The organism is Nocardiopsis tropica (assembly GCF_042660575.1).
In the GTDB taxonomy this organism is placed as follows: domain Bacteria; phylum Actinomycetota; class Actinomycetes; order Streptosporangiales; family Streptosporangiaceae; genus Nocardiopsis; species Nocardiopsis tropica.
The window spans coordinates 147304-167950 of the sequence record NZ_JBHSUF010000004.1 but is presented as its reverse complement, the minus strand read 5'-3'; the positions used below and the strand labels follow the sequence as shown (position 1 = coordinate 167950).

The window sequence follows — 20647 nt, the reverse complement described above, 5'->3', positions numbered from 1 at the left end:
CCGCCACCATGCCGCACCGGGCTCACACATGTCCAACATGTGAGAAGAGTGGGATTCACGCGTGGGAGTCATCAATCGGGTGCTCCTCGCGCAGCAGGTCGAGGAAAGCGCGGGTCGCGCCCGAGGGGTGGGAGCCGCGCGGCGTGGCCAGCCCGACCCGCCACCGCGTGCCGCCGGGCAGGGGAGCGCTCCGCAGCCCGGCCGCCTGCGGCTTGTCCACGACCGGCCGCGGCACGACCGCCACCCCCATCCGGCGGCGCACCAGGTCCAGGAGGGTGTACACGTCGTTGACCTGGAGGGCCACCCTGCGGGTGATGCCGAACTCGGCGAACGCGAGGTCCGCGCAGTCCCGCGCGCCCCACCCCGGGTGCAGGTCCACGTAGTCCTCCCGCTCCAGCTGGGCCAGCACGTCCCCCGCGTCGATCGCGTGGTCGGGACCGGCCAGGAGCATCAGCGGCTCCTCCGAGATGCGCAGCAGGTCCGTGCCCCCCTCGCCCTCGAGGGGGCCCGCCACCAGGGCCGCGTCCAGCAGTCCGGCCCGCACCTGGTCCATCAGCTGGCCCGTGGCGGCCTGCTGGAGGTTGATCGCCACCTGCGGGTGCAGCGAGCGGTAGGAGTGCAGGAGGGGTGCGGCCTCCACGACCCCCATGCACTGCTCGGTGCCCAGGGCCAGGGTGCCGCGCACGCCGTCGCCGTCGGCCACCAGGTCCCTGAGCCCGTCCGCGGCGGAGAGGATGCGCTGGGCCTCGGCCCACAGCAGGCGGCCGGTCGGAGTGGGGCTCACGCGCCGGGTGGTGCGCAGGAGGAGCTGGGCGTCGAGGTCCCTCTCCAGAGCCCGGATCGACGCGGACAGGCCGGACTGGGTGATGCCGAGGTACTCGGCGGCGCGGGTGAAGTGCTGCTCCTCGCACACCGCGGCGAAGTGTCTCAACTGTCGAAGCTCCACGGCGCCAGCCTAACGAGCGCCGGGGGCCGGGCCGACCGCGAGCGGGGGCCCGGCCCGCCGGGCGGGCGGTCGCGGCGGCCGGCCCGCCGCGTCGCACCGGCCGCGCTCCCGGGCGCGACGCTAGAGGGACGTGCTCAGGCCCAGGCCGAGGCCGCCGTCCACGGGGATCTCCGCGCCGGAGGTGAAGGTGGCCCCGAATCCCAGGAACAGGACGGCCCGCGCGACCTCGGCCACGGTGCCGTGCCGTCCCATGGGGGTGGCCTCGTCGCCGACCCTCATGAACTCGGCCCTGGTCTCCTCCGTGAGGCCCGAGACCCCCATGGAGGGGGTGTCCACGAAACCCGGCGCCACCGAGTTCACCCGGATCCCGCGCGGCAGCAGCTCCGAGGCGAGAACCCGCGAGAACCCCAGCACGGCCGCCTTCGTGCCGGTGTACACGCTCATCCCCGGTGTCCCGGTCACGTTGGTGACCGACGTGGTGAACACGATGGACCCGCCGTCGGCGACCAGCGGCAGCAGCCGCTGCACCGTGAAGAAGGCCCCCTTCGTGTTGACCGCGAACATCCGGTCGTAGGACTCCTCGGTGACCTCCGTGAACGGGCTGAACTCCGACGTGCCCACGTTGACGTGGAGGAAGTCGATCCCGCCCAGGGCGGAGCCCACGATCTCGGCCAGCGCCTCGGTGTCGGCCCGGTCGGCGGCGTCGGCGCGCACCACGTGCACGTCCGGCCCCAGTCTGCCGCGCGCCTCCTCCAGGTTCTTCTCGTTGCGCCCGGTCAGCAGGACCCGGGCCCCTCCGGCGACGAGGTCCTCGACCACGCCCAGGCCCATTCCGTGCGTCCCGCCGATCACCACTGCGCGCTTGCCGCTGTACTCGCTCATCTTTCCCGCCAGGTGTCTCCCGTGGGGAGGCCCGGCGGCCTCCCCGTGTGACCACCACGATGGCCGCGGCCGCCACGGGTCCCCCACGGGAACACTACGGTTGGCACATGCGATTCGGGGTGCTGGGGCCGCTGGCCGTGTGGACCGACGACGGCGGGCCCGTCAGGATCGGCGACGCCAAGGTCCGCGCCCTGCTGGCGTCCCTGCTGCTCGCCCGCGGACGGCCGGTCCCCGCCGACCGCCTCGTCCGGGACCTGTGGGGCGACCGCCCGCCGGCCAGGCCCTCCGCCGTCCTCCAGGCCCGGGTCTCCCAGCTGCGCGGCGACCTGGAGCGCGCCGAGCCCGGGGCCCGCGCCCTGGTCCGCCACCGCGCCCCCGGCTACCTGCTGGAGGCGGACGACCTCGACGCCGCCCGGTTCGAGGACCTGGTCCGCCGGGCGGGCACGGCCGCCGACCCGCGCGGCAGGGCCGACCTGCTCACCCGGGCCCTCGGCCTGTGGCGCGGCCCGGTCCTGTCCGAGTTCTCGGACGCCGAACCCGCCCTGTCCGCCGCCGCCCGGTGGGAAGAGCTGCGGGTGACCGCCGTGGAGGAGCGGGCCCTGGCCCGCCTCGAACTGGGCGAGCACCCCGCGCTCGTCGCCGAGCTGGCCGAGGAGGCCGCCCGCCACCCCTACCGCGAACGCCTGCACGCGGCCCACATCCGGGCCCTCTACGGCGCGGGCCGCCAGGGCGAGGCGCTCGCCGCCCACGAGCGGCTCCGCGCCCGGCTGGCCGACGAGCTGGGGATCGACCCCGGGCCCGAGCTGGCGGCCCTGCACCGCGCGGTCCTGGCCCAGGACCCCTCCCTCGACCCGCCGCGCGGCCCGGCGGACGCCCCGGCGCCGGACCCCGGGCCGCGGCGCCCCGGGCCCCCGGGCACGGGGCTCCCGCCGGCGCCCGTGGGGGACCTGGTCGGACGCGACGTCCAGCTCCGGGCGCTGCGCCCCCTCGTCGCGGACCGGCGCCTGGTCACCCTCACGGGCCCCGGCGGCGTCGGCAAGACGCGGCTGGCCCTGGCGGTGGCGGCGCAGGACCCCGCGGACACCGTGCGGTTCGTGGAACTCGCCGGACTCGCCCCGGACGGCGACCCCGTCCCCGCGCTGGCCGCCGTCCTCGGGGTGCGTGACGACGGGGCCGGCCCCGGGCTCCTGGACAGGGTCGCCGAACTCCTGCGCGGGGGAGGCCCCCTCCTGGTCCTCGACAACTGCGAGCACGTCGTCGCCCCCGTCGCGGACGCGGTCTCCCGGCTCCTGCGCTCCGCCCCCGGCCTGCGGATCCTCGCCACCAGCCGGGTGCCCCTCGACGTGACCGGCGAGCACCTGTTCGCGGTCCCCCCGCTGGACGTGCCCGGACCCGGTGCGGACACGCCCGAGGCCCTCGCCGGATCCGGCGCGGTCCGGCTCTTCACCGCCCGCGCGGAGGCCGCCGTCGCCGGGTTCGCCCTCGACGCGGACACCGCGCCCGCCGTCGCCACGGTGTGCCGCCGCCTGGACGGCATCCCCCTCGCGCTCGAACTGGCCGCCACCCGGCTGCGCCACATGCGGGCCGCCGACCTCGCCGCCCGCCTGGACGACCGCTTCGCGCTCCTGGGGGTGGGCCGCCGCGACGCGCCCGCCAGGCAGCGCACCCTGCGGGCGGTGATCGACTGGAGCTGGGAACCCCTCGACGCCCCCGAGCGCGCCGTGCTCTCCCGCCTGGCCGTGCACGCGGACGGATGCGACCTGGACACCGCCGAGGAGGTCTGCTCCGACGGGGAGGGCGTCCCCCGGGCCCGGGTGCTGGACCTGGTCGGCTCCCTCGTCGACCGGTCGCTGGTCGTGGCCGCCGACCGTCCGGGGGGCACCCGCTACCACCTCCTGGAGTCGGTGGCCGCGTACGCGCTCGAACGGCTGGAGGAGGCCGGGGAGGCGGGAAGGACCCGGGCCCGCCACGCGGCCCACTTCGCCGACCTGGCCGAGCGCGCCGACGCGCTCCTGCGCGGCCCCGAGCAGGGGCACTGGCTGGAGCGCCTGGACCGCGAGAGCGCGAACCTGCGCGCGGCCCTGGAGTTCGCGGTCGGCGAGGGCGACGCCCACCTCGCGGCCCGCCTGGCCAACGCCCTGTGCTGGTACCGCTACCTGCGCGGACGCACCGGGGAGGCCCGCGACGCCCTGGACGCCGCGCTCTGCGCGGGGGCCGGCCCGGTCGCGGGCGCGCCCTCCCCGGACCGGACGCTGCGGGGCGGGGAGGCGCGGGCCCGGGCCGTCGTGTGGCGGACGGCCCTGTCCGCACCCGGGTCCGAGGACGACCGGAGCAGGCGCGCCGCCGCCGACGAGGACCTCGCCGGGGTCGGTGACCCGGCCGAGCGCGCCCGGCTGGCCTGGTTCTCGGAGCTCACCCGCTGGGGCCTCGGCGACCTGGACCGCGCGACCCGCCGGACGGAGGAGGCGCTCGCCGCCTCGCTGGAGGCGGGGGACCCCTGGTGCGCCGCCGTCTGCCGGGTGGGGCTCGCCCGGACCGCGTTCGTGCAGGGCTCCCCGGCGGAGGCGCTGCGCCTGGCCGCGGAGGGCGAACGCGTCCTGCGCGGGCTGGGGGACCGGTGGGGCGTCCTCCACGCCTCCGACGTCCTCGCCCAGGCGGCGGAGGCGCTCGGGGACTTCGGGGACGCCGCCGCCCGGCACACCGAGGGGCTGCGGATCGCCGAGGAGCTGCGCCTGTGGCGCACGGTCTCCCTCAAGCTGGCCGGCCTGGGGAGGATCGCCCTCCTGGAGGGCGACCTTGACCGCGCCGACACTCTGCACTCCCGGGCGCTGAGCGTGGCGCAGGAGCACTCCGACGCGGTGGCCGAGCAGTTCGCCGACGCGGGGATCGCGCTGACCGCCCGCCGCCGGGGCGACCTCGACCTGGCGGAGCGGTCGCTGCGCCGCCGCCTGGCGTGGAACCGGCGCGTGGACGGGCGGATCGGGACCGCCTTCATCCTCACCCAGCTGGGGTTCGTCGCCGAGCAGCGCGGTGACGCCGCCGAGGCCCTCGACCTGCACCGGCAGGGGCTCGGCGAGGCCGAGCGCGGCGGCGACCCCCGCGCCGTCGCCCTCGCGCTCGAGGGGCTGGCCGGGGCGCGCTCCCTGGCGGGGGAGCACGGGGCCGCGGCCGAACTCCTGGACCGTGCCCGCGCCCTGCGCGACGGGGTCGGCATGCCGCTGCCCCCGGCCGAGCGCTGGGACGTCGACCGGATCACCGAGCGCATCCGGGCGGGGTCCCGCGCCGGCTGAGCGGGGGCACGGGGAGAAACGGCGGCCCGGGCCGGGAACGGGAGTGGGGACGGCCCGGGGAGGGGCGGTGCCCGCCGGGGGACGGCGGGCACCGCCGGCAGACGCGCACGAGCGACGCCGAACGGGGAGGCGTTCTCGCGCCGGGTCAGCGGGTGAAGTCGTCGGGTCCCCGGCCGGGGCCGTGGTAGAACTCGCGCTGCGGCTCGTCCTCCGGCACGGGCGGGAAGGTCGGCCCCTCACCGGAGGGCTCGCGCAGCGCGCCGAGGTCCACGCCCTGGGCCGTGAGCACGGAGGCGGTGGCGTTGCGCAGGTCGGGGAGCATCGCGTACAGCACGTCCCCGGGGCAGGCGGTGGCGTTGAAGTCCCGGTGTCCGCGGATCGCGCTCTGGGGGTTGAGCCCGTAGGCCCCGCACAGCCAGGACAGGGTGGCGACGAGGGCGTTGGTCAGGGCCTGGGTGGGCCCCGTGGTCATGTAGGTGCCCTCGTTCTCGATCCCGATGCAGGTGCTGTTGTTGTTGGCGACGTGGGCGCCCACCACGTGGTGGCCCGCCCCGACGGCCTCCGGGGTGCGGTCGCGGCCCTCCATGACGTGGCCGCCCCGGCTGATGGTCAGCTGCTGCCCGGAGTCGGACCAGCCGTTGCTGTCCATGTGGAAGTTCTGGATCGACCGGGACAGGGCCAGCGCGTGGTCGAGCGAGTAGTTGGTGCTGTTGGGCGTCGCGGTGTGGTGGACCACGATGTAGCTCGGACGCTGGGCCAGGACCTGGATCGGGCTCGACGGCGGCCGGGCGTTCCAGGCGCCCCGCCAGTACAGGAACGAGGGGGCTGCCTGGGCGGAGGCGCTCGTGGCGCCGCCCACGGTGAGCGCGCCGCCGAGGACGGCGACTCCCGAGGCCGCGGCCGCTCCGCGCAGGATGGTGCGCCGATCCGGTCCGGACGGGTGGGTGTGTGGCATGGGGGGACCCTTCGTGGGGGGTGGTTACTTGCCAGTTCATAAAAGAACACGGACCACGGACCGTGCGCAAAGGGTGACCCGGAGATTTCTCTGTCCGCTTCCGGTCAGAATGCAAACCACCTGCCCCCGTAGTCAGAAGTCCCATCCCGGGTGTAGGGCGAATGGCTTTCGCGCGGGGTGCGCGATGGCGTCACCGACGGGTTTCCAGGTTTCCCCGTTGTCATTCGCCCGACATTTCCCTGTCGTTTCCGAAGCCATTGGCGAAAAGACCGCGACCGGTGTCCGCCCACCCCTTGCGCGACACGGCGGGAACGCGGAACCCGAGGTCGGGGGAGGCGCGGGAACGGCGCGGGGCCCGGTGGGACCACAGGTCCCACCGGGCCCCGCGGGGTCGGTGCGGTCTCAGGCGACCGGCTCGGGCGCCCTGTCGCGCTCCTTCGCGCCGGCCGTCAGGCGCCCGCTGCGGTGCAGCCACCAGTCGGCGAGGAGGGTGCCCAGGGGAGGAACGGACGCGGCCAGAGCCACCAGCGTCGGCCACACGCCCCAGCGCAGGTGGAGCGCGGCGGCCAGGGCGACGGCCACGTAGACCATGAACGCCCCGCCGTGCAGGGGGCCGAAGATCTGCACGCCCAGTTCGCTGCCGTTCCCGAGGTACTTGAACCCCATGCCGACGAGGAGGCCGGCCCAGGTGAAGGCCTCGAAGACCGCCACCACGCGGAAGACGGTCGCTGTGACGCGGGGACTGATGTTCACGTTGTTCCTCGGACTCGTTCTCGCTGGACACGGCGGATCTCGGCACTGTGGGCCGGGATGGGTCTCCAGGCTAGGACATGATGTGGAATGTCCGTCTTCGGGTGTCCGTCGGTCGGGCACGGCGGTCCTCCGCCCCCGCGGGGCGTGCGGCCCCGGCCGTGTCCGGGTGTGCGTCCGCGGGGACGGCGGGCGCCGCGCCCCCGCTGCGTTTCGGGGAGGTGACGTCTCCGTGCGGGGCGCCCGTCCCGGAGGTGCTCCGCGCCCTCGGCCGGAGCCCCCGCCGCCGTGCCCGGACCGCCGGAACCCGCCGGGCCGGGCCGCACTCCGCGCGGAGCGGTCGACCGCACCCCGCGAGCCGCCCCCGGGCGAGGAACAGGGTTTAGGCAAGGCTACCCTCAGCGGTGTTCCGAGGTCGGGCGTCCGAGCCGCCCGCGCCCGTTCCCGCCGCAGTCTCCGCCCAGGGCGGAACCACACCACCGAGGAGAAGCAGTGAGCACCCCGACCCACGAGCGCCGCGTCCAGAGGTACCCGCTGAAGCCGCGCGTCCTCGAAGTGGCCGACGTCGAGCGCGTCACCCCGCGCATGATCCGCGTCCACCTCGGCGGGCCCGACCTCGCCGGGATGGAGAGCGCCAACTTCGACGACCACGTCAAGCTGTGGTTCCCCAACGACGAGGGCGGGCACGTCCTGCCCGTCGTGGAGGACGACCGCTGCCTGAACTTCCGCGCCCCCGGCGCGGTGTTCCGCGACTACACCGTCCGCGCGCTCGACACGGGCGCCCTGCGCCTGACCGTCGACTTCGTCGCCCACGACCACGGCCCGGCGGGACGCTGGGCGCAGGCCGCCCGGCGCGGCGACAAGCTGGGCGTGCTGGGCCCCCGCGGCACCGCCCGGATCAGCGGGGAGTTCGACCACCACGTGCTGCTGGTGGACGAGACGGCGCTGCCCGCCGCGGCCCGCTACGTGGAGGAACTGCCCGCCGACGCCCGCGTGTTCGCGTTCTTCGAGGTGGTGGACGCCGGTGAGGAGCAGGAGCTCGAAGCCCCCGCCGGGGCCCGGATCACCTGGCTGCACCGGGGAGGGGCCGAGCCCGGCACCACCGACCTGCTGCTGGAGGCGTTCCGCTCCCTCGAACTGCCCGAGGGGGACGGGTTCGTGTACGCCGCCGGCGAGGCGAACACCCTCAAGCCGATCCGCCGCCTGCTCAAGGAGCGCGGGTTCGTCCGCAACGCGACCTGCGAGGTCGACGGCTACTGGCGCCGGGGCACCTCCAACCTCGACCACCACGCGGAGGACGACGACGAGTAGGGAGGCCCGGAAGGGCGGACACGGGATCCGTGCCCGCGCGCCCCGGCCCCGGCCCCGAGGGCGCCGGGGCCGGGGCGGACCTCACCCGGCCCCGCGCACCCGCAGCGGGACGAGCATCGCCTCCCGGACCCGCCGCCAGTCCACGCCCCCCAGCCCTGCCACGCCGAGGTCCTCGGCGACCGCCCCGACGCTGTGCAGGTCGTGGTCGTCGACCAGCTCCCGTCCGCCGTCGCCGTCCCTGTGGTCGCGCACCAGGCCGGTCACGTACCGGCGCAGGGCCTCCTCGCCGGTGATCGCCGCCGAGCGCGCGGACTCGTGCCAGCGGGCGTCGTGGGGGATCCACGCCGAGATGACCTCGGTGGGACTGGGGCGCTCGTGCATTCTCATGCAGGGGAAGCTAGCAGGGGGAGACCGGGTCCGCGTCCTTCCCGGAGTGCGAAACCGCAGGTCGGGGGCGATTGGGTCGGGCCGAATCCCGGGGCGCCCCGGCGTGCGCGGGAGGCTCGGGCGGCCGGGTCCGCGACACGCCGGGGAGCACCGGAGCCGGGGTGGTGCCGGTGGACGGATCGGGCCGGTCGGTACCGTGCCGTCATGCTGATTCGTCGTGCCCTGCCCGGTGACGGCGCGGGGATCGCCCGCCTGATCGTGCGCGCGGCCCCGCATTTCGAGGTGAAGGGGTACCCCGACGGCGAGTGGCCCGAGGGGATGGTGGTCCTGGTCGCCGTCGACGGGGACACCGTGGTCGGCTGGATCGAGGGGATCCTCGACGGGGCCTACACGGGCCCCGGCGCCCCGGTGCCACCGCCCCACGGGTACGTCCTGGCCCTGGTGGTCGACGCGGCGTGGAGGCGCCGGGGGGTCGGCACGGGGCTGCTGGACGCGTTCGTGGCCGTGGCGGGACGGTCGGGCACACGCTGGGTGTTCCTGAAACCCGAGGAGGGCGAGCACGTGGAGGAGCGCGTCGCCTTCTTCGAGCAGGCCGGATTCGCGCCCGTGCCCGACCCCGACGGGACGTGGCCGCCCATGGGCCGGCGGACCCGCGGCGCCGGGTAGCCCGGGCCGGTGGCGGTCCTCGCCCGGGACGCGTGCCCGCTCCCGGCCACCGCCTCGCGCGGGCCGGGGCGTCGGGAGCCGCCGGGACCGGTGCCCCGCCGCCGGCGCGGCTGGCGCGGGGCCGCCCCGAAACCTACGATCGGGTCCATGACGGACGCGGTGAGGGCCATCGAACGCGCAACGCGCGCCGTCCGGCGGGAGACCGTCGGACTCGGCCTCTCGGGTGCGAGGGTCCTGCGCCTGATCGACGCCCGGGGACGACCGGTCGCGTTCGTCAAGCTGGTCGACGACGCGCGGGGCCGCCTCGCCCGCGACCTCGCGGCGGAGACCGCACGCCTGGAGTGGCTGGCCCGGCTGGGAGTGCCGGTCCCCGAGGTCCTGGGCGCCGGCGCCGACGACGGCGGGTCCTGGCTCGCGACGCGGGCGCTTCCCGGCCGTCCGGCCTCCGACCCCTGGCCCGAGGGGGAACGGGACTCCGTCGTGGACCGGATCGCCCGCGCCGCCCGGGAGCTCCACGCGACGGCCGCGGACGACGCCCCCTTCGACCGGTCCCTGTCGTCGGTGCTCCCGGAGGTCCGCGAGCGCGTCGCGTCCGGACTGGTCGACAGGTCGTGGGAGATCACCGGCAGGGAGGGCCCTCCGGCCGCGGCCGTGCTGCCGGAGCTGGAGAGCGCGGCCGAGGCCCTCGGCGACGGTGGGCCCGCGGTCACCCACGGCGACTTCTGCCTGCCCAACGTGCTCGTCGCGGGGTCCGGCGGGCCCGGGTTCGTGGACGTCGGCCGAGCGGGCACGGCGGACCCGCACTCCGACGTCGCGGACATGGCGCGGAGCCTGCGCAGCCACATGAACCCCCAGTTCGGCCCCGCCTCGGCCGAGAGGTTCCTGGACGCGTACGGCCGCGACCGGATCGACCCCGAGCGGCTCCGGCTGCACGACCTCCTGGAGAGCTTCTTCTGGCCCGTGCCCGAGGCGCGCGGTCCCGCAGGCTGAGCCGCGTCCGGCCGGGGCTGCCGCGTCCCGCGACCGGGGGCCAGGGGGACCCCGGACCGCCCCCGGCCGGCCCCTCCGACCCGGGGGCCGGGCGGACCGGGTCAGAAGGGGTGGAGGCGGGCCGCCGCGCCCGCGCGGACGACCTCGGAGACCCGGTCCAGCGCGGGCGACCTCAGGTTCCACCGCTGCCAGTACAGCCGCACGTCCACCGGGTGCCCCGGGGCCAGTTCCACGAGCCGCCCGGCCCCGATCTCCGCGACGCACTGCGGCTCGGGCACCACACCCCACCCGAACCCCAGCAGCACCGTCCGGGCGAAGTCCTCCGACGCCGGGATGTAGTGCCGCGGGCCCGACGGCTCCCGCCCCGTCGTCTCCCGCAGGAACCGGTCCTGGAGGTCGTCCCTGCGGTCGAAGTTGACCACCGGCGCCCGGGCCAGCAGTTCCGGGTCCGCGCGCCCGCCCAGGTGGCGCGCGTCGAACTCCGGGCTGCACACCGCCCGGTAGCGCATCGCGCCGAGTCCCGCCACCGCGCACCCCTGGACCGCCTCCGGGGTCGAGGTGACCGCCGCCATCACCGTCCCCGACCGCAGCAGCGACGTGGTGTGCTCCTCGTCCTCCCGGTGGATCTCGAACACCGTGCCCGGTTCCGGGGGCGCCTCCGCCAGCGCGTCCAGGAACCAGGTGGACAGGCTGTCGGCGTTCACCGCCAGCGGCACCGACACCGGCTCCGCCCCGCCGCCCGGACCGTCCCCGCCGCCCAGGCGCAGCTCGGCAGCGGTGTCCGCGTCCAGGAGCAGGACCTGGCGCGCGTAGCGCAGGACCACGTCCCCGGCGGGGGTGGTCCGCACCGGGTTCGTCCGCTGCACCAGGACCTTCCCCGTGCTCTGCTCCATCGCCCGCACCCGCTGGGACACCGCCGAGGCGGTCACGTGCAGCCGCCGCGCGGCCGCCTCGAAGGTGCCCTCGTCGACCAGGGTCGTGAGGGTGCGCAGGTGGTCGAACTGGAACGGCATCTTAAGCCTCTCTTCATGGTCCTGAGAAACTTTAGCTTTACTGCACGCCCGCCTCGCCCTAGCGTTCTGACGGTGAACGAGACACTCCTCCCCGCCCTGCTCGGATTCGGCACCGGGCTCGCGCTCATCGTGGCCATCGGCGCGCAGAACGCCTACGTCCTGCGCGTCGGCATCGACGGCCGCCCGGGCACGGTCCTTCCCGTGGTGCTGGTCTGCGCCCTGTCCGACGCACTGCTCATCACCGCCGGGGTCCTCGGCGTCGGCGCGGTCCTCGGGGCCGCCCCCGGCCTCGTCACCGCCGTCCGGTTCCTCGGCGCGGGGTTCCTCGTCGCCTACGGGCTGATCGCGGTGCGCCGCGCCCTGCGTCCGGGGGCGCTCGTGGTCGGCGGCGCGGCCGGGGACGGCCGCAGGGCCGCCGTGGCGACGGCGCTGGTGCTCACCTGGCTCAACCCGCACGTGTACCTGGACACGGTCGTCCTCCTCGGCTCGCTCGCCAACCAGCAGGCCGGCGACGCCCGCTGGTGGTGGGCGGCCGGCGCGGTCGCGGGAAGCCTCACGTGGTTCTTCGCCCTGGGGTTCGGCGCACGGCTGCTGCGCCCCCTCTTCGCGCGGCCCGGGGCCTGGCGGGTCCTGGACGCGCTCATCGCCGCCCTCATGCTGACCCTCGGCGTCCGGATGGCCCTCGGCGCCTGAGCCGCCGCCCGCCCGCACCGCCCCGGCGACCCGGACCACGGGGTCCGGGCCGCCGGCGTCGTCTCGACATCCCCGTTAATAAAACGTTTCAAGACCGCATGTACGCACGTCATGCCCTGTGTGTTGGAGGGATATTGACACACGGGAAGAGCTGGAGGTAGTTTCGGCGAAACCTGAGTGAAACGATTCAATGACGCCGGTCCGACCGGCAGGTCCCCCGAACGGAGCCCACCGTGGCAGCACCCTCCGACCGCCGCGCCGACGCCCTGGCCGTCCTGCGGCGCCAGCACATCGAACTCCCCTCCTGGGCCTTCGGCAACTCCGGCACCCGGTTCAAGGTGTTCGCGCAGCCGGGGGTCCCGCGCGACCCCTGGGAGAAGATCGCCGACGCCGCCCAGGTGCACCGGCTCACCGGCGCCGCCCCCACGGTCGCCCTCCACATCCCCTGGGACCGGGTCGACGACTACGCCGCGCTCGCCGCCCACGCACGCGACCTGGGCGTGGGCATCGGAACCATCAACGCCAACGTCTTCCAGGACGACGACTACCGGCTCGGCAGCGTCACCAACCCCGACCCCGCCGTCCGCCGCAAGGCGGTCGACCACCTGCTGGAGTGCGTGGACGTCATGGACGCCACCGGCTCCCGCGACCTCAAGCTGTGGTTCGCCGACGGCACCAACTACCCCGGACAGGACGACCTGCGCGCGCGCCAGGACCGCCTCGCCGAGGCGCTGGCGGAGGTCTACGGCCGGATCGGCGACGACCAGCGCCTCCTCCTGGAGTACAAGCTCTTCGAGCCCGCCTTCTACGCCACCGACGTCCCCGACTGGGGCACCGCCTACGCCCACTGCCTCGAACTCGGCGAGAAGGCCGTGGTCTGCGTCGACACCGGCCACCACGCGGCGCACACCAACATCGAGTTCATCGTGGCGTTCCTGCTCAGGGCCGGCAGGCTCGGCGCCTTCGACTTCAACTCGCGCTTCTACGCCGACGACGACCTCATGGTCGGCGCCGCCGACCCCTTCCAGCTGTTCCGCATCATGTACGAGGTCGTGCGGGGCGGCGGGACGGCCGAGGACACCGGCGTCGCGTTCATGCTCGACCAGTGCCACAACATCGAGCCCAAGATCGCCGGGCAGATCCGCTCGGTGATGAACGTGCAGGAGGCCACCGCCAAGGCCCTGCTCGTGGACGCCGACGCGCTCGCCGCCGCCCAGCGCGAGGGCGACGTCCTCGCCGCCAACGCCGCCCTCATGGACGCCTACAACACCGACGTCCGGCCGATGCTCGCCCAGATGCGCGAGGACCGGGGGCTCGACGCCGACCCCATGGCCGCGCACGCCCGCTCCGGCTACATGGAGCGCGTCACCGACGAGCGCAGGGGCGGGACCCAGGCCGGGTGGGGCGCGTGAGCGAGCCGGACGCACCCACCGACCACAGCACCCCTCAGGGAGACAGCACCGTGCCCGACTCCGTCGTCGACCAGCTCATCGCCCGCAGCAACGCCCTGGGCGCCGACCCGCGCAACACCAACTTCGCCGGGGGCAACACCTCCGCCGCCGGCACCCGGACCGACCCCGTCACCGGACGGCCCGTCGAACTCCTGTGGGTCAAGGGCTCCGGGGGCGACCTCGGCACCCTCACCGAGGACGGCCTCGCCGTCCTGCGCCTGGACCGCCTGCGCTCCCTCGTCGACGTGTACCCGGGCGAGGAGCGCGAGGACGAGATGGTCGCCGCCTTCGACCACTGCCTGTTCGGCAGGGGCGGCGCGGCCCCCTCCATCGACACCGCCATGCACGGCCTCGTCCGCGCCGCCCACGTCGACCACCTGCACCCCGACTCCGGCATCGCCCTGGCCACCGCCGAGGACGGCGAGCGGCTCACCCGCGAGTGCTTCGGCGACCGCGTCGTCTGGGTGCCCTGGCGGCGGCCCGGCTTCCAGCTGGGCCTGGACATCGCCCGGATCGCCGAGGAGAACCCCGGAGCCATCGGCGCGGTCCTGGGCGGCCACGGCATCACCTCCTGGGCCGACACCAGCGAGCAGTGCCAGGCCAACTCCCTGGAGATCATCCGCACCGCCGAGGCGTTCCTCGCCGAACGCGGGCGCCCCCGGCCCTTCGGGCCGCCCCTGCCCGGGTACGGCGCGCTGCCCGCCGCCGAGCGCCGCGAGCGGGCCGCCGCACTGGCCCCCGTCCTGCGCGGCCTGGCCTCCACCGACCACCCCCAGGTCGGGCGCTTCACCGACGCCGACGTGGTCCTGGACTTCCTCGCCGGAGCGGAGCACCCGCGCCTGGCCGCCCTCGGCACCTCCTGCCCCGACCACTTCCTGCGCACCAAGGTCCGCCCGATGGTCCTCGACCTGCCGGCCGACGCCCCCCTCGACGACGCCGTCGCACGCCTGAAGGAGCTCCACGCGGCCTACCGGGACGAGTACCGCGCCTACTACGAGCGCCACGCGGGCCCCGACAGCCCCGCCATGCGCGGCGCCGACCCAGCGATCGTGCTGGTCCCCGGCGTGGGCATGTTCTCCTTCGGCAAGGACGCCAAGACCGCGCGCGTCGCCGGCGAGTTCTACGTCAACGCCGTCAACGTGATGCGCGGCGCCGAGTCCGTCTCCTCCTACCGCCCCATCGAGGAGTCGGAGAAGTTCCGCATCGAGTACTGGGCCCTGGAGGAGGCCAAGCTCGCCCGGCTGCCCCGGCCCAAGCCCCTGGCCTCCCGCGTCGCCCTCGTCACCGGCGCGGCCGGCGGCATCGGCGGGGCCGTCGCCGCCAGGCTCGCGGCCGAGGGCGCGTGCGTGGTCGTCGCCGACCTCGACGCCGACCGGGCCGCCGAGGCCGCCGCCGAACTCGGCGGGGCCGACGTCGCGGTCGGCGTGGCCTGCGACGTCAGCGACGCCGACGCGGTCGCGCGGGCCTTCGAGGAGGCCGCCCTGGCCTTCGGCGGTGTCGACCTGGTCGTCAACAACGCCGGGCTGTCCGTCTCCAAGCCCCTCCTGGAGACCACCGAACGCGACTGGGACCTCCAGCACGACGTCATGGCCAAGGGCTCGTTCCTGGTCTCCCGCGAGGCCGCCCGGGTGATGACCGCCCAGGGCATGGGCGGCGACATCGTCTACATCGCCTCCAAGAACGCCGTGTTCGCCGGCCCCAACAACGTCGCCTACTCCGCGGCCAAGGCCGACCAGGCCCACCAGGTGCGGCTGCTCGCCGCCGAACTCGGCGGCCGGGGCATCCGCGTCAACGGGGTCAACCCCGACGGTGTCGTGCGCGGCTCCGGGATCTTCGCCGGGGGCTGGGGCGCCCAGCGGGCCAAGGTCTACGGGGTCGAGGAGAAGGACCTGGGGGCGTTCTACGCCCAGCGCACCATCCTGGGCCGCGAGGTGCTGCCCGAGCACGTCGCCAACGCCGTGTTCGCCCTGACCGCCGGGGAGCTCTCGCACACCACCGGCCTGCACATCCCGGTCGACAGCGGCGTGGCCGCCGCGTTCCTGCGATGAGCGCCGCCCGCACCCCCGGGACGGGCCCGGCCGTCCACGCCGCCGTCGACCTCGGCGCCTCCAGCGGCCGGGTCATCACCGGCCGCCTGAAGGGCGGCCGGCTCCACACGGAGGAGGTCGCCCGCTTCCCCAACGGGCCCGTCCCGGTGCCCGCGCGGGGGCGCGACACCCTGTACTGGGACATCCTGTCCCTGTACGGCGGCGTCCTGGAGGGGTTGCGCCGCGCCGCCGAGCCCCACGGCGGCCTGGCCTCGGTGGGCATCGACTCCTGGGCGGTCGACTACGGGCTGCTCGACGGCGACGCCGCGCTCCTGGGCAACCCGGTGCACTACCGAGACGCGCGGACGGCGGGCGCCCCGGAGCGGGTGTTCGAGCACCTGCCCGCCGCCGAGATGTACGCCGTCAACGGCCTCCAGGTCCAGCCGTTCAACACGGTCTTCCAGCTGGCGGCCGCGTCCGAGGGCGGCCGGCTCGCCGCCCTGGACGGCGACCTGCTGCTCATCCCCGACCTCCTGGGGTTCTGGCTGACGGGGGAACGGGTGGCGGAGCTGACCAACGCCTCCACCACGGGCCTGGTCGACGTGGACGCGCGCGCCTGGGCCGACGCGTGCCTGGACGTCCTGGAGGGGCCCTTCGGGGTTCCGGCGCGCCGACTGCTGCCGGGCCTGGTCGAGCCGGGCACCGTCGTCGGCCCCCTGCTCCGGCGGGACGCGGTGGGCGCGGCGGCCGGGGCGCCCCTGGTGGCGGTGGGCTCCCACGACACCGCGTCCGCGGTCGTGGCGGTGCCGGCGGCCACGCCGAACTTCGCCTACGTCTCCTCGGGGACGTGGTCGCTGGTCGGTGTGGAGCTGGACGCGCCCGTCCGCACCGAGGAGAGCCGGGCCGCCAACTTCACCAACGAGCTCGGCGTGGACGGCACCGTCCGCTACCTGCGCAACGTCATGGGCCTGTGGGTGCTCCAGGAGTGCCTGCGCGTGTGGGGCGGGGAGGTCGACCTGGCCGCACTGCTGGAGCGCGCCGCCGCGGTGCCCGCGCTGTCCTGCGTGGTGGACGTGGACGACCCCCGGTTCCTGCCGCCGGGCGACATGCCGGCGCGCATCCGCGAGTTCGCGGCGCAGACCGGGCAGGAGCCCCCCGCGGACGAGGCCGCGACGACGCGGTGCGTCCTCGACTCCCTCGCGCTGGCCTACCGGCGGGCCGTCCGCCAGGCCTCCGAGCTGAGCGGGAGGCGCGTGGACGTGGTGCACGTCGTGGGCGGGGGGGCCAACAACGCCCTGCTGTGTCGGCTCACCGCCGACGCCGTCGGCCTGCCGGTCGTCGCGGGCCCCGCCGAGGGAGCGGCTGTCGGCAACCTGCTCGTGCAGGCCCGGGCGGTCGGGGAGGTCCGCGGCGGCCTGGCGGATCTGCGCCGGATCGTCGCGGACTCCACCGTGACGCGCCGCTACGAGCCGAGCGGTCCCGCCGCGCCGTGGCAGGCCGCCGAGCGCCTCCTGCGGGGGTAGGGCGTCGCGCCCGGAACCGTCCGCCGCCCCTCCACCCGGCCGCCCCGGGTCCCGATCCCTCGCGAACGGGGCCCGGGGCGGCCCGCACACGGGGGCGGCGCGGCCGGCCCCCTGCGCGGCACCGTGTCCGCCGCTCCCTCGCGGGCGGGGCGCGCGCGTCCGGCCCCTCCGGTGGAGAGGCCCTGCCGCCGGACGGTGAACACCGGTACGCACGCATCCGTCAAGTACTATGTGTAATAGTGATGTAACTCATGGTTATAATCTTGGGCAAGGATGAGCGGTTCAGCACCGAACCCCGTCCCTGGTGCGAGTGAGCCGCCCTGCCCTCGGCACGACGGATCTCCCTGCCCCGGCGAAACGGCCCGCTCCCAAGGCCCTTCGACCTCCTGTCGGCCCCGGTGGCCCAGCGCGCGCCAGCCACCAGGCAGCCGACCACAGGAAAGGGCCGTTGTGCTCCAGATTCCCATCGACGAGTTGCGGATCGCGCCCGGGTACGCCGTGGAATGGACGATCGCCTTCCCGACGCACGGGGGCGCCACGGGCCCCGGACGGCCGCGTCGCCGCGCCTCCTACATCCAGGACAAGCACTTCGCCGTCGCCCGGCACATGGAGCAGGAGGGCATCACCTGCCCGTCCTATCTCGGCGGGTCGTTCGAGATCCGGGGCCGGCTCGACCGCGCCGCGCTCGAGGCCGCGCTGCTGCACCTCGTACGCCGCCACGAGGTGCTGCGCTGGGTGTTCCAGGGGGCGGCCGAGGGCCTGGACGTCAGCGTCCTGGACCCGGAGGAGGTCAAGCTCGACGCCGTCGACGCGGGCCCCGTGGCCACGTCCGCCCAGGCCCGGGACTACGTGCACCGGTTCCTGCAGGGGACCGACACCCTCCGCGGGCCCTGGTTCGTCATGGGGGCGATGATCGGGGAGGAGGCCACAACCCTGTACTTCGCCTGCGACCACCTGGTGTCGGACGGCGTGTCCACGGCCGTCGTCGTGGACGACGTCGCCACCGCCTACGAGGCGTTCTCGGCGGGCCGCCCGGTCGACCTGCCCGAGACCGGCGGCTACGGCGAATTCGCCGCCCTGGAGCGCCGCCGCGGCCGGGCCCTCGGCCCCGACGACAGCCGGCTGGACCACTGGAAGGGGTTCGTGGAGCGCAACGGCGCCGTGTTCCCGAGGTTCCCGCTCGACCTGGGGGTCGAGCCGGGCGTGCTCCACCCCGTCGTCAACGAGGCGCGCACGCTGCTGGACGGGCGCGGGGCCGACGCGCTGGAGGCCCGCTGCCGGGCCGCGGGCAGCGAGCCCACCGCCGGGATCCTGGCCGCCGTGGCGGTCAGCCAGGCAAAGGAGGGGGGACCGGAGATCTACCGCGGGCTCCTCCCCGTCAGCCGCCGCAACCGCGTCGCCCACGCCCGCAGCATGGGCTGGTACGTCAACACGCTCCCGGTCGAGTTCTCCGTGGCGGGCGGAGGGGACTTCGGGGAGGTCGTCTCCCGGGTGCGGGCGGCCCTCCTGGCGATGCTGAGGAACGTCAACGTCCCCTTCGACCGGGCCGTGGAGGTGATGACGGAGCAGGGGGCCGAACCGAGGAGCTGGCCCTACCCCGTCAACTTCTTCTCCTACCTCGACTTCAGGAGGACCCCGGGAGGGGCGAGCCACGTCGCGCGCAAGGCGTGCGGGCACGTGTGGGGGTCGCACAGCGACGGCATCTTCTTCTGGTTCTACCGCAACCACTCGGGCCTGCACGTCAACACGGCCTTCCCCGACACGCCCCGGGCGCGGACCACCACGGGCGGGTACCTGCGGACCCTGGAGCGGACGCTGGAGACGGCCGTGCGCGACGGCGCCCTCTGACCCGGGGCCCCGCGCGGCCCGTCCGGGCGCGGACGGGCCGGGGCCGGAGGGGCGGTCGGCCGCGGTGCCCCGGGAGGGACGGGCGACCGCCCCTGCCGGGGCACCGGCACGCCTTCGGGAAGAACCTTGTGCGCCGCGCCCGCCACCGCCCCTCCCAGACCATGAACGTGCGCGGGCGGGAGGGGCCGGCCCCTCAGAAGCGCCGGTCGGGGGAGCCCGTCACGCTCCGCCACTCACCCAGGAGCGCCCGCGTCCGGTCCGTGTCCTCGTGGTCGGGACCGAGCACACGGGCCTGGTCCGAGAGCAGCGTGAGCAGCTGGCCGACCGCCCCGTGCGGATCCCCGGCCCAACCGCTCCAGTGGGCGACGTAGGCGCGGCACCGCAGGGTCTCGGCGTGCTCGGGCCCCAGCACGCGCAGCATGTCGTCCAGGAGCGAGCGCAACGCCGCGAGGGCGCCCGCGCGGTCCCCGCCGGAGGCCTCCCACTGGACGACCCTGAACCGCAGGGCCAGCGTCTCGGGGTGGTCCCCGCCCAGCACGCGGGCATGGTCGCGCAGCAGGGGGACGGCCACCCGCAGGGCGCGGTCGTGCCCGTGCACCCGGTCGACCAGGAGGGCGGCGTGCCGCCGGGTCCGCAGCGTCTCGAGGTGGTCGGGCCCCAGCACGCGCTCCGTCTCCACCAGCAGCGCCTCGTACGCGTGCTGCGCGTCCTCCACGTCGCCCCGCGCCCCCGTCCAGTGCGCGATCTCCCGCCGGGTGGACAGCGTGCCGTGGTGGTGCGGCCCCAGGACGCGCAGCTGTTCCAGCAGCAGGGTGCGGTAGGCGCTCAGGGCGGAGGCGGGACCCCCCGCCTGGGCCGAGGCCCGGGCCCTGTCCTCCAGCACGGTGAGCGCGTCCGACCGGGTGCCGGGGGCGGCGGTGTCGGGGGGCGGCAGCGGTGCGGGGGAGCCGGTGGGAGGCGCGGTCCCCGGCGCCGGGACCCCGGCCTCCGGGGAAGACCCCTCCGGCCCGGGGCCGGCCAGGTGCGGCGGAGGCCACGCCCCGCTGAGGTCGTCGTCCCCGAACAGCGAGAGGATCTCGACCGGCGCCGGCCGGGCCGCGGGGTCGTGCCGCCAGCAGGCGGCGACCAGGTCCCGCAGCGGGCCGGGCACCCCCTCGGGCTGGGGGGCCGGGCCGATGAGCCGCCGGATGACGGCGGGCACCGACGGCGCGGCGAACGGGTTCGTGCCGGTGGCGGCGTAGGCGAGCACCGTCCCCATGGAGAACACGTCCGAGGAGGGGCCCACCACCGCGCCCTCGGTCTGCTCGGGGGACATGTAGGAGGGGGTGCCCACCGGCATGCCGGTCATGGTCACCCGCGCGGCGTCGGGGGCCCGGGCGATACCGAAGTCGATGATCCGCGGGCCGTCGGAGGCGAGGATGATGTTGTCGGGCTTGAGGTCGCGGTGGATGAGCCCGCAGGCGTGGATGGCCTCCAGGCCCTCGGTGAGACCCGCGGCCAGGGCGCGCAGGGCCTGCTCGGGCAGAGGGCCGTGCTCGCGCACCGCCCGGCCCAGGGAGGGGCCGGGGATGAACGCGCTCGCGATCCAGGGCGACTCCGCCTCGGGGTCGGCGTCCACCACCGGAGCGGTGTGGAACCCGCCCACGCGGCGGGCGGCCTCGACCTCGCGGGCGAACCGGGCCCGGAAGTCCGGTTCGTCGGCGTACTCGGTGAGGACGACCTTGACGACGATCCGCCTGCTGGCGGGGGTGAGGGCGAGGTACACGCGGCCCATACCGCCCGCGCCCAGGCGGTGCGTGAGCCGGTAGCGGCCGACGCGCCGGGGATCGGTCGGGTGGAGTGGTTGCACTTTCCGTCGGCTTTCCGGACGTGGGGACAGGAAGGGGGCGCGAAGGATTATCCCAGTCCGCGCGGG

Annotated in this window: 16 protein-coding genes; 9 read left to right on the top strand and 7 right to left on the bottom strand. The window is 75.6% G+C overall.

Going from position 1 to position 20647, the window contains the following annotated elements:
* Positions 1-55 precede the first annotated feature (55 nt).
* Positions 56-946: a LysR family transcriptional regulator gene (locus ACFQBR_RS08300; protein ID WP_344180600.1), complete on the bottom strand. Its 891-nt coding sequence runs from the start codon at positions 944-946 to the stop codon at positions 56-58.
* Positions 947-1066: 120 nt separating this feature from the next.
* Positions 1067-1828: an SDR family oxidoreductase gene (locus ACFQBR_RS08295; RefSeq protein ID WP_344180598.1), complete on the bottom strand. Its 762-nt coding sequence runs from the start codon at positions 1826-1828 to the stop codon at positions 1067-1069.
* Positions 1829-1935: 107 nt separating this feature from the next.
* Here ACFQBR_RS08295 and ACFQBR_RS08290 point away from each other — a divergent pair, with 107 nt between their 5' ends.
* Positions 1936-5118: an ATP-binding protein gene (locus ACFQBR_RS08290; RefSeq protein WP_378552678.1), complete on the top strand. Its 3183-nt coding sequence runs from the start codon at positions 1936-1938 to the stop codon at positions 5116-5118.
* A 145-nt stretch (positions 5119-5263) separates the two neighbouring features.
* Here ACFQBR_RS08290 and ACFQBR_RS08285 read toward each other — a convergent pair whose 3' ends face one another.
* Both ACFQBR_RS08285 and ACFQBR_RS08280 read right to left on the bottom strand, forming a co-directional pair.
* Positions 5264-6073: a peptidoglycan recognition protein family protein gene (locus ACFQBR_RS08285; protein WP_344180594.1), complete on the bottom strand. Its 810-nt coding sequence runs from the start codon at positions 6071-6073 to the stop codon at positions 5264-5266.
* A gap of 402 nt (positions 6074-6475) precedes the next feature.
* Complete coding sequence (locus ACFQBR_RS08280; protein WP_267949837.1) at positions 6476-6826, bottom strand: DUF3817 domain-containing protein; 351 nt, start codon at positions 6824-6826, stop codon at positions 6476-6478.
* A 489-nt stretch (positions 6827-7315) separates the two neighbouring features.
* Here ACFQBR_RS08280 and ACFQBR_RS08275 point away from each other — a divergent pair, with 489 nt between their 5' ends.
* Positions 7316-8134 carry a siderophore-interacting protein gene (locus tag ACFQBR_RS08275; RefSeq protein ID WP_344180592.1) on the top strand — a complete coding sequence of 273 codons (819 nt, stop codon included), beginning with the start codon at positions 7316-7318 and terminating at the stop codon, positions 8132-8134.
* Between the two features lie 81 nt (positions 8135-8215).
* On the opposite strand, the gene ACFQBR_RS08270 is transcribed toward ACFQBR_RS08275, so the two are convergent.
* Entirely contained in the window at positions 8216-8521 is a 306-nt protein-coding gene (locus ACFQBR_RS08270; protein ID WP_344180590.1) for a hypothetical protein, read from the bottom strand.
* Positions 8522-8725: 204 nt separating this feature from the next.
* On the opposite strand from ACFQBR_RS08270, the gene ACFQBR_RS08265 reads away from it, so the two are divergent.
* The gene (locus ACFQBR_RS08265) at positions 8726-9187 is read left to right on the top strand and encodes a GNAT family N-acetyltransferase (protein WP_344180588.1); all 462 of its coding nucleotides are present in this window, start codon (positions 8726-8728) and stop codon (positions 9185-9187) included.
* Between the two features lie 147 nt (positions 9188-9334).
* Entirely contained in the window at positions 9335-10177 is an 843-nt protein-coding gene (locus ACFQBR_RS08260; RefSeq protein ID WP_344180586.1) for an aminoglycoside 3'-phosphotransferase, read from the top strand.
* Positions 10178-10278: 101 nt separating this feature from the next.
* Here the strand turns inward: ACFQBR_RS08260 and ACFQBR_RS08255 are convergent, their stop codons facing one another.
* Entirely contained in the window at positions 10279-11190 is a 912-nt protein-coding gene (locus tag ACFQBR_RS08255) for a LysR family transcriptional regulator ArgP (protein WP_344180584.1), read from the bottom strand.
* 72 nt (positions 11191-11262) lie between these two features.
* Here ACFQBR_RS08255 and ACFQBR_RS08250 point away from each other — a divergent pair, with 72 nt between their 5' ends.
* The 5 genes from ACFQBR_RS08250 (at position 11263) to ACFQBR_RS08230 (ending at position 18732) form a co-directional block, all read left to right on the top strand.
* Complete coding sequence (locus ACFQBR_RS08250; protein WP_267949843.1) at positions 11263-11883, top strand: LysE/ArgO family amino acid transporter; 621 nt, start codon at positions 11263-11265, stop codon at positions 11881-11883.
* A 233-nt stretch (positions 11884-12116) separates the two neighbouring features.
* Positions 12117-13295: an L-rhamnose isomerase gene (rhaI, locus tag ACFQBR_RS08245; protein ID WP_344180582.1), complete on the top strand. Its 1179-nt coding sequence runs from the start codon at positions 12117-12119 to the stop codon at positions 13293-13295.
* A complete protein-coding gene (locus ACFQBR_RS08240) occupies positions 13283-15382 on the top strand; it encodes a bifunctional aldolase/short-chain dehydrogenase (RefSeq protein WP_352982683.1) in 2100 nt (699 codons plus the stop codon). The genes rhaI and ACFQBR_RS08240 overlap by 13 nt, the downstream gene beginning before the upstream one ends.
* On the top strand, positions 15379-16884 hold the full coding sequence (locus ACFQBR_RS08235; protein WP_344180578.1) for a rhamnulokinase: 1506 nt from the start codon (positions 15379-15381) through the stop codon (positions 16882-16884). The genes ACFQBR_RS08240 and ACFQBR_RS08235 overlap by 4 nt, the downstream gene beginning before the upstream one ends.
* Positions 16885-17334: 450 nt before the next feature.
* On the top strand, positions 17335-18732 hold the full coding sequence (locus tag ACFQBR_RS08230) for a condensation domain-containing protein (RefSeq protein WP_267949847.1): 1398 nt from the start codon (positions 17335-17337) through the stop codon (positions 18730-18732).
* 193 nt (positions 18733-18925) lie between these two features.
* On the opposite strand, the gene ACFQBR_RS08225 is transcribed toward ACFQBR_RS08230, so the two are convergent.
* A complete protein-coding gene (locus ACFQBR_RS08225) occupies positions 18926-20581 on the bottom strand; it encodes a serine/threonine-protein kinase (protein WP_344180575.1) in 1656 nt (551 codons plus the stop codon).
* Positions 20582-20647: the final 66 nt, after the last annotated feature.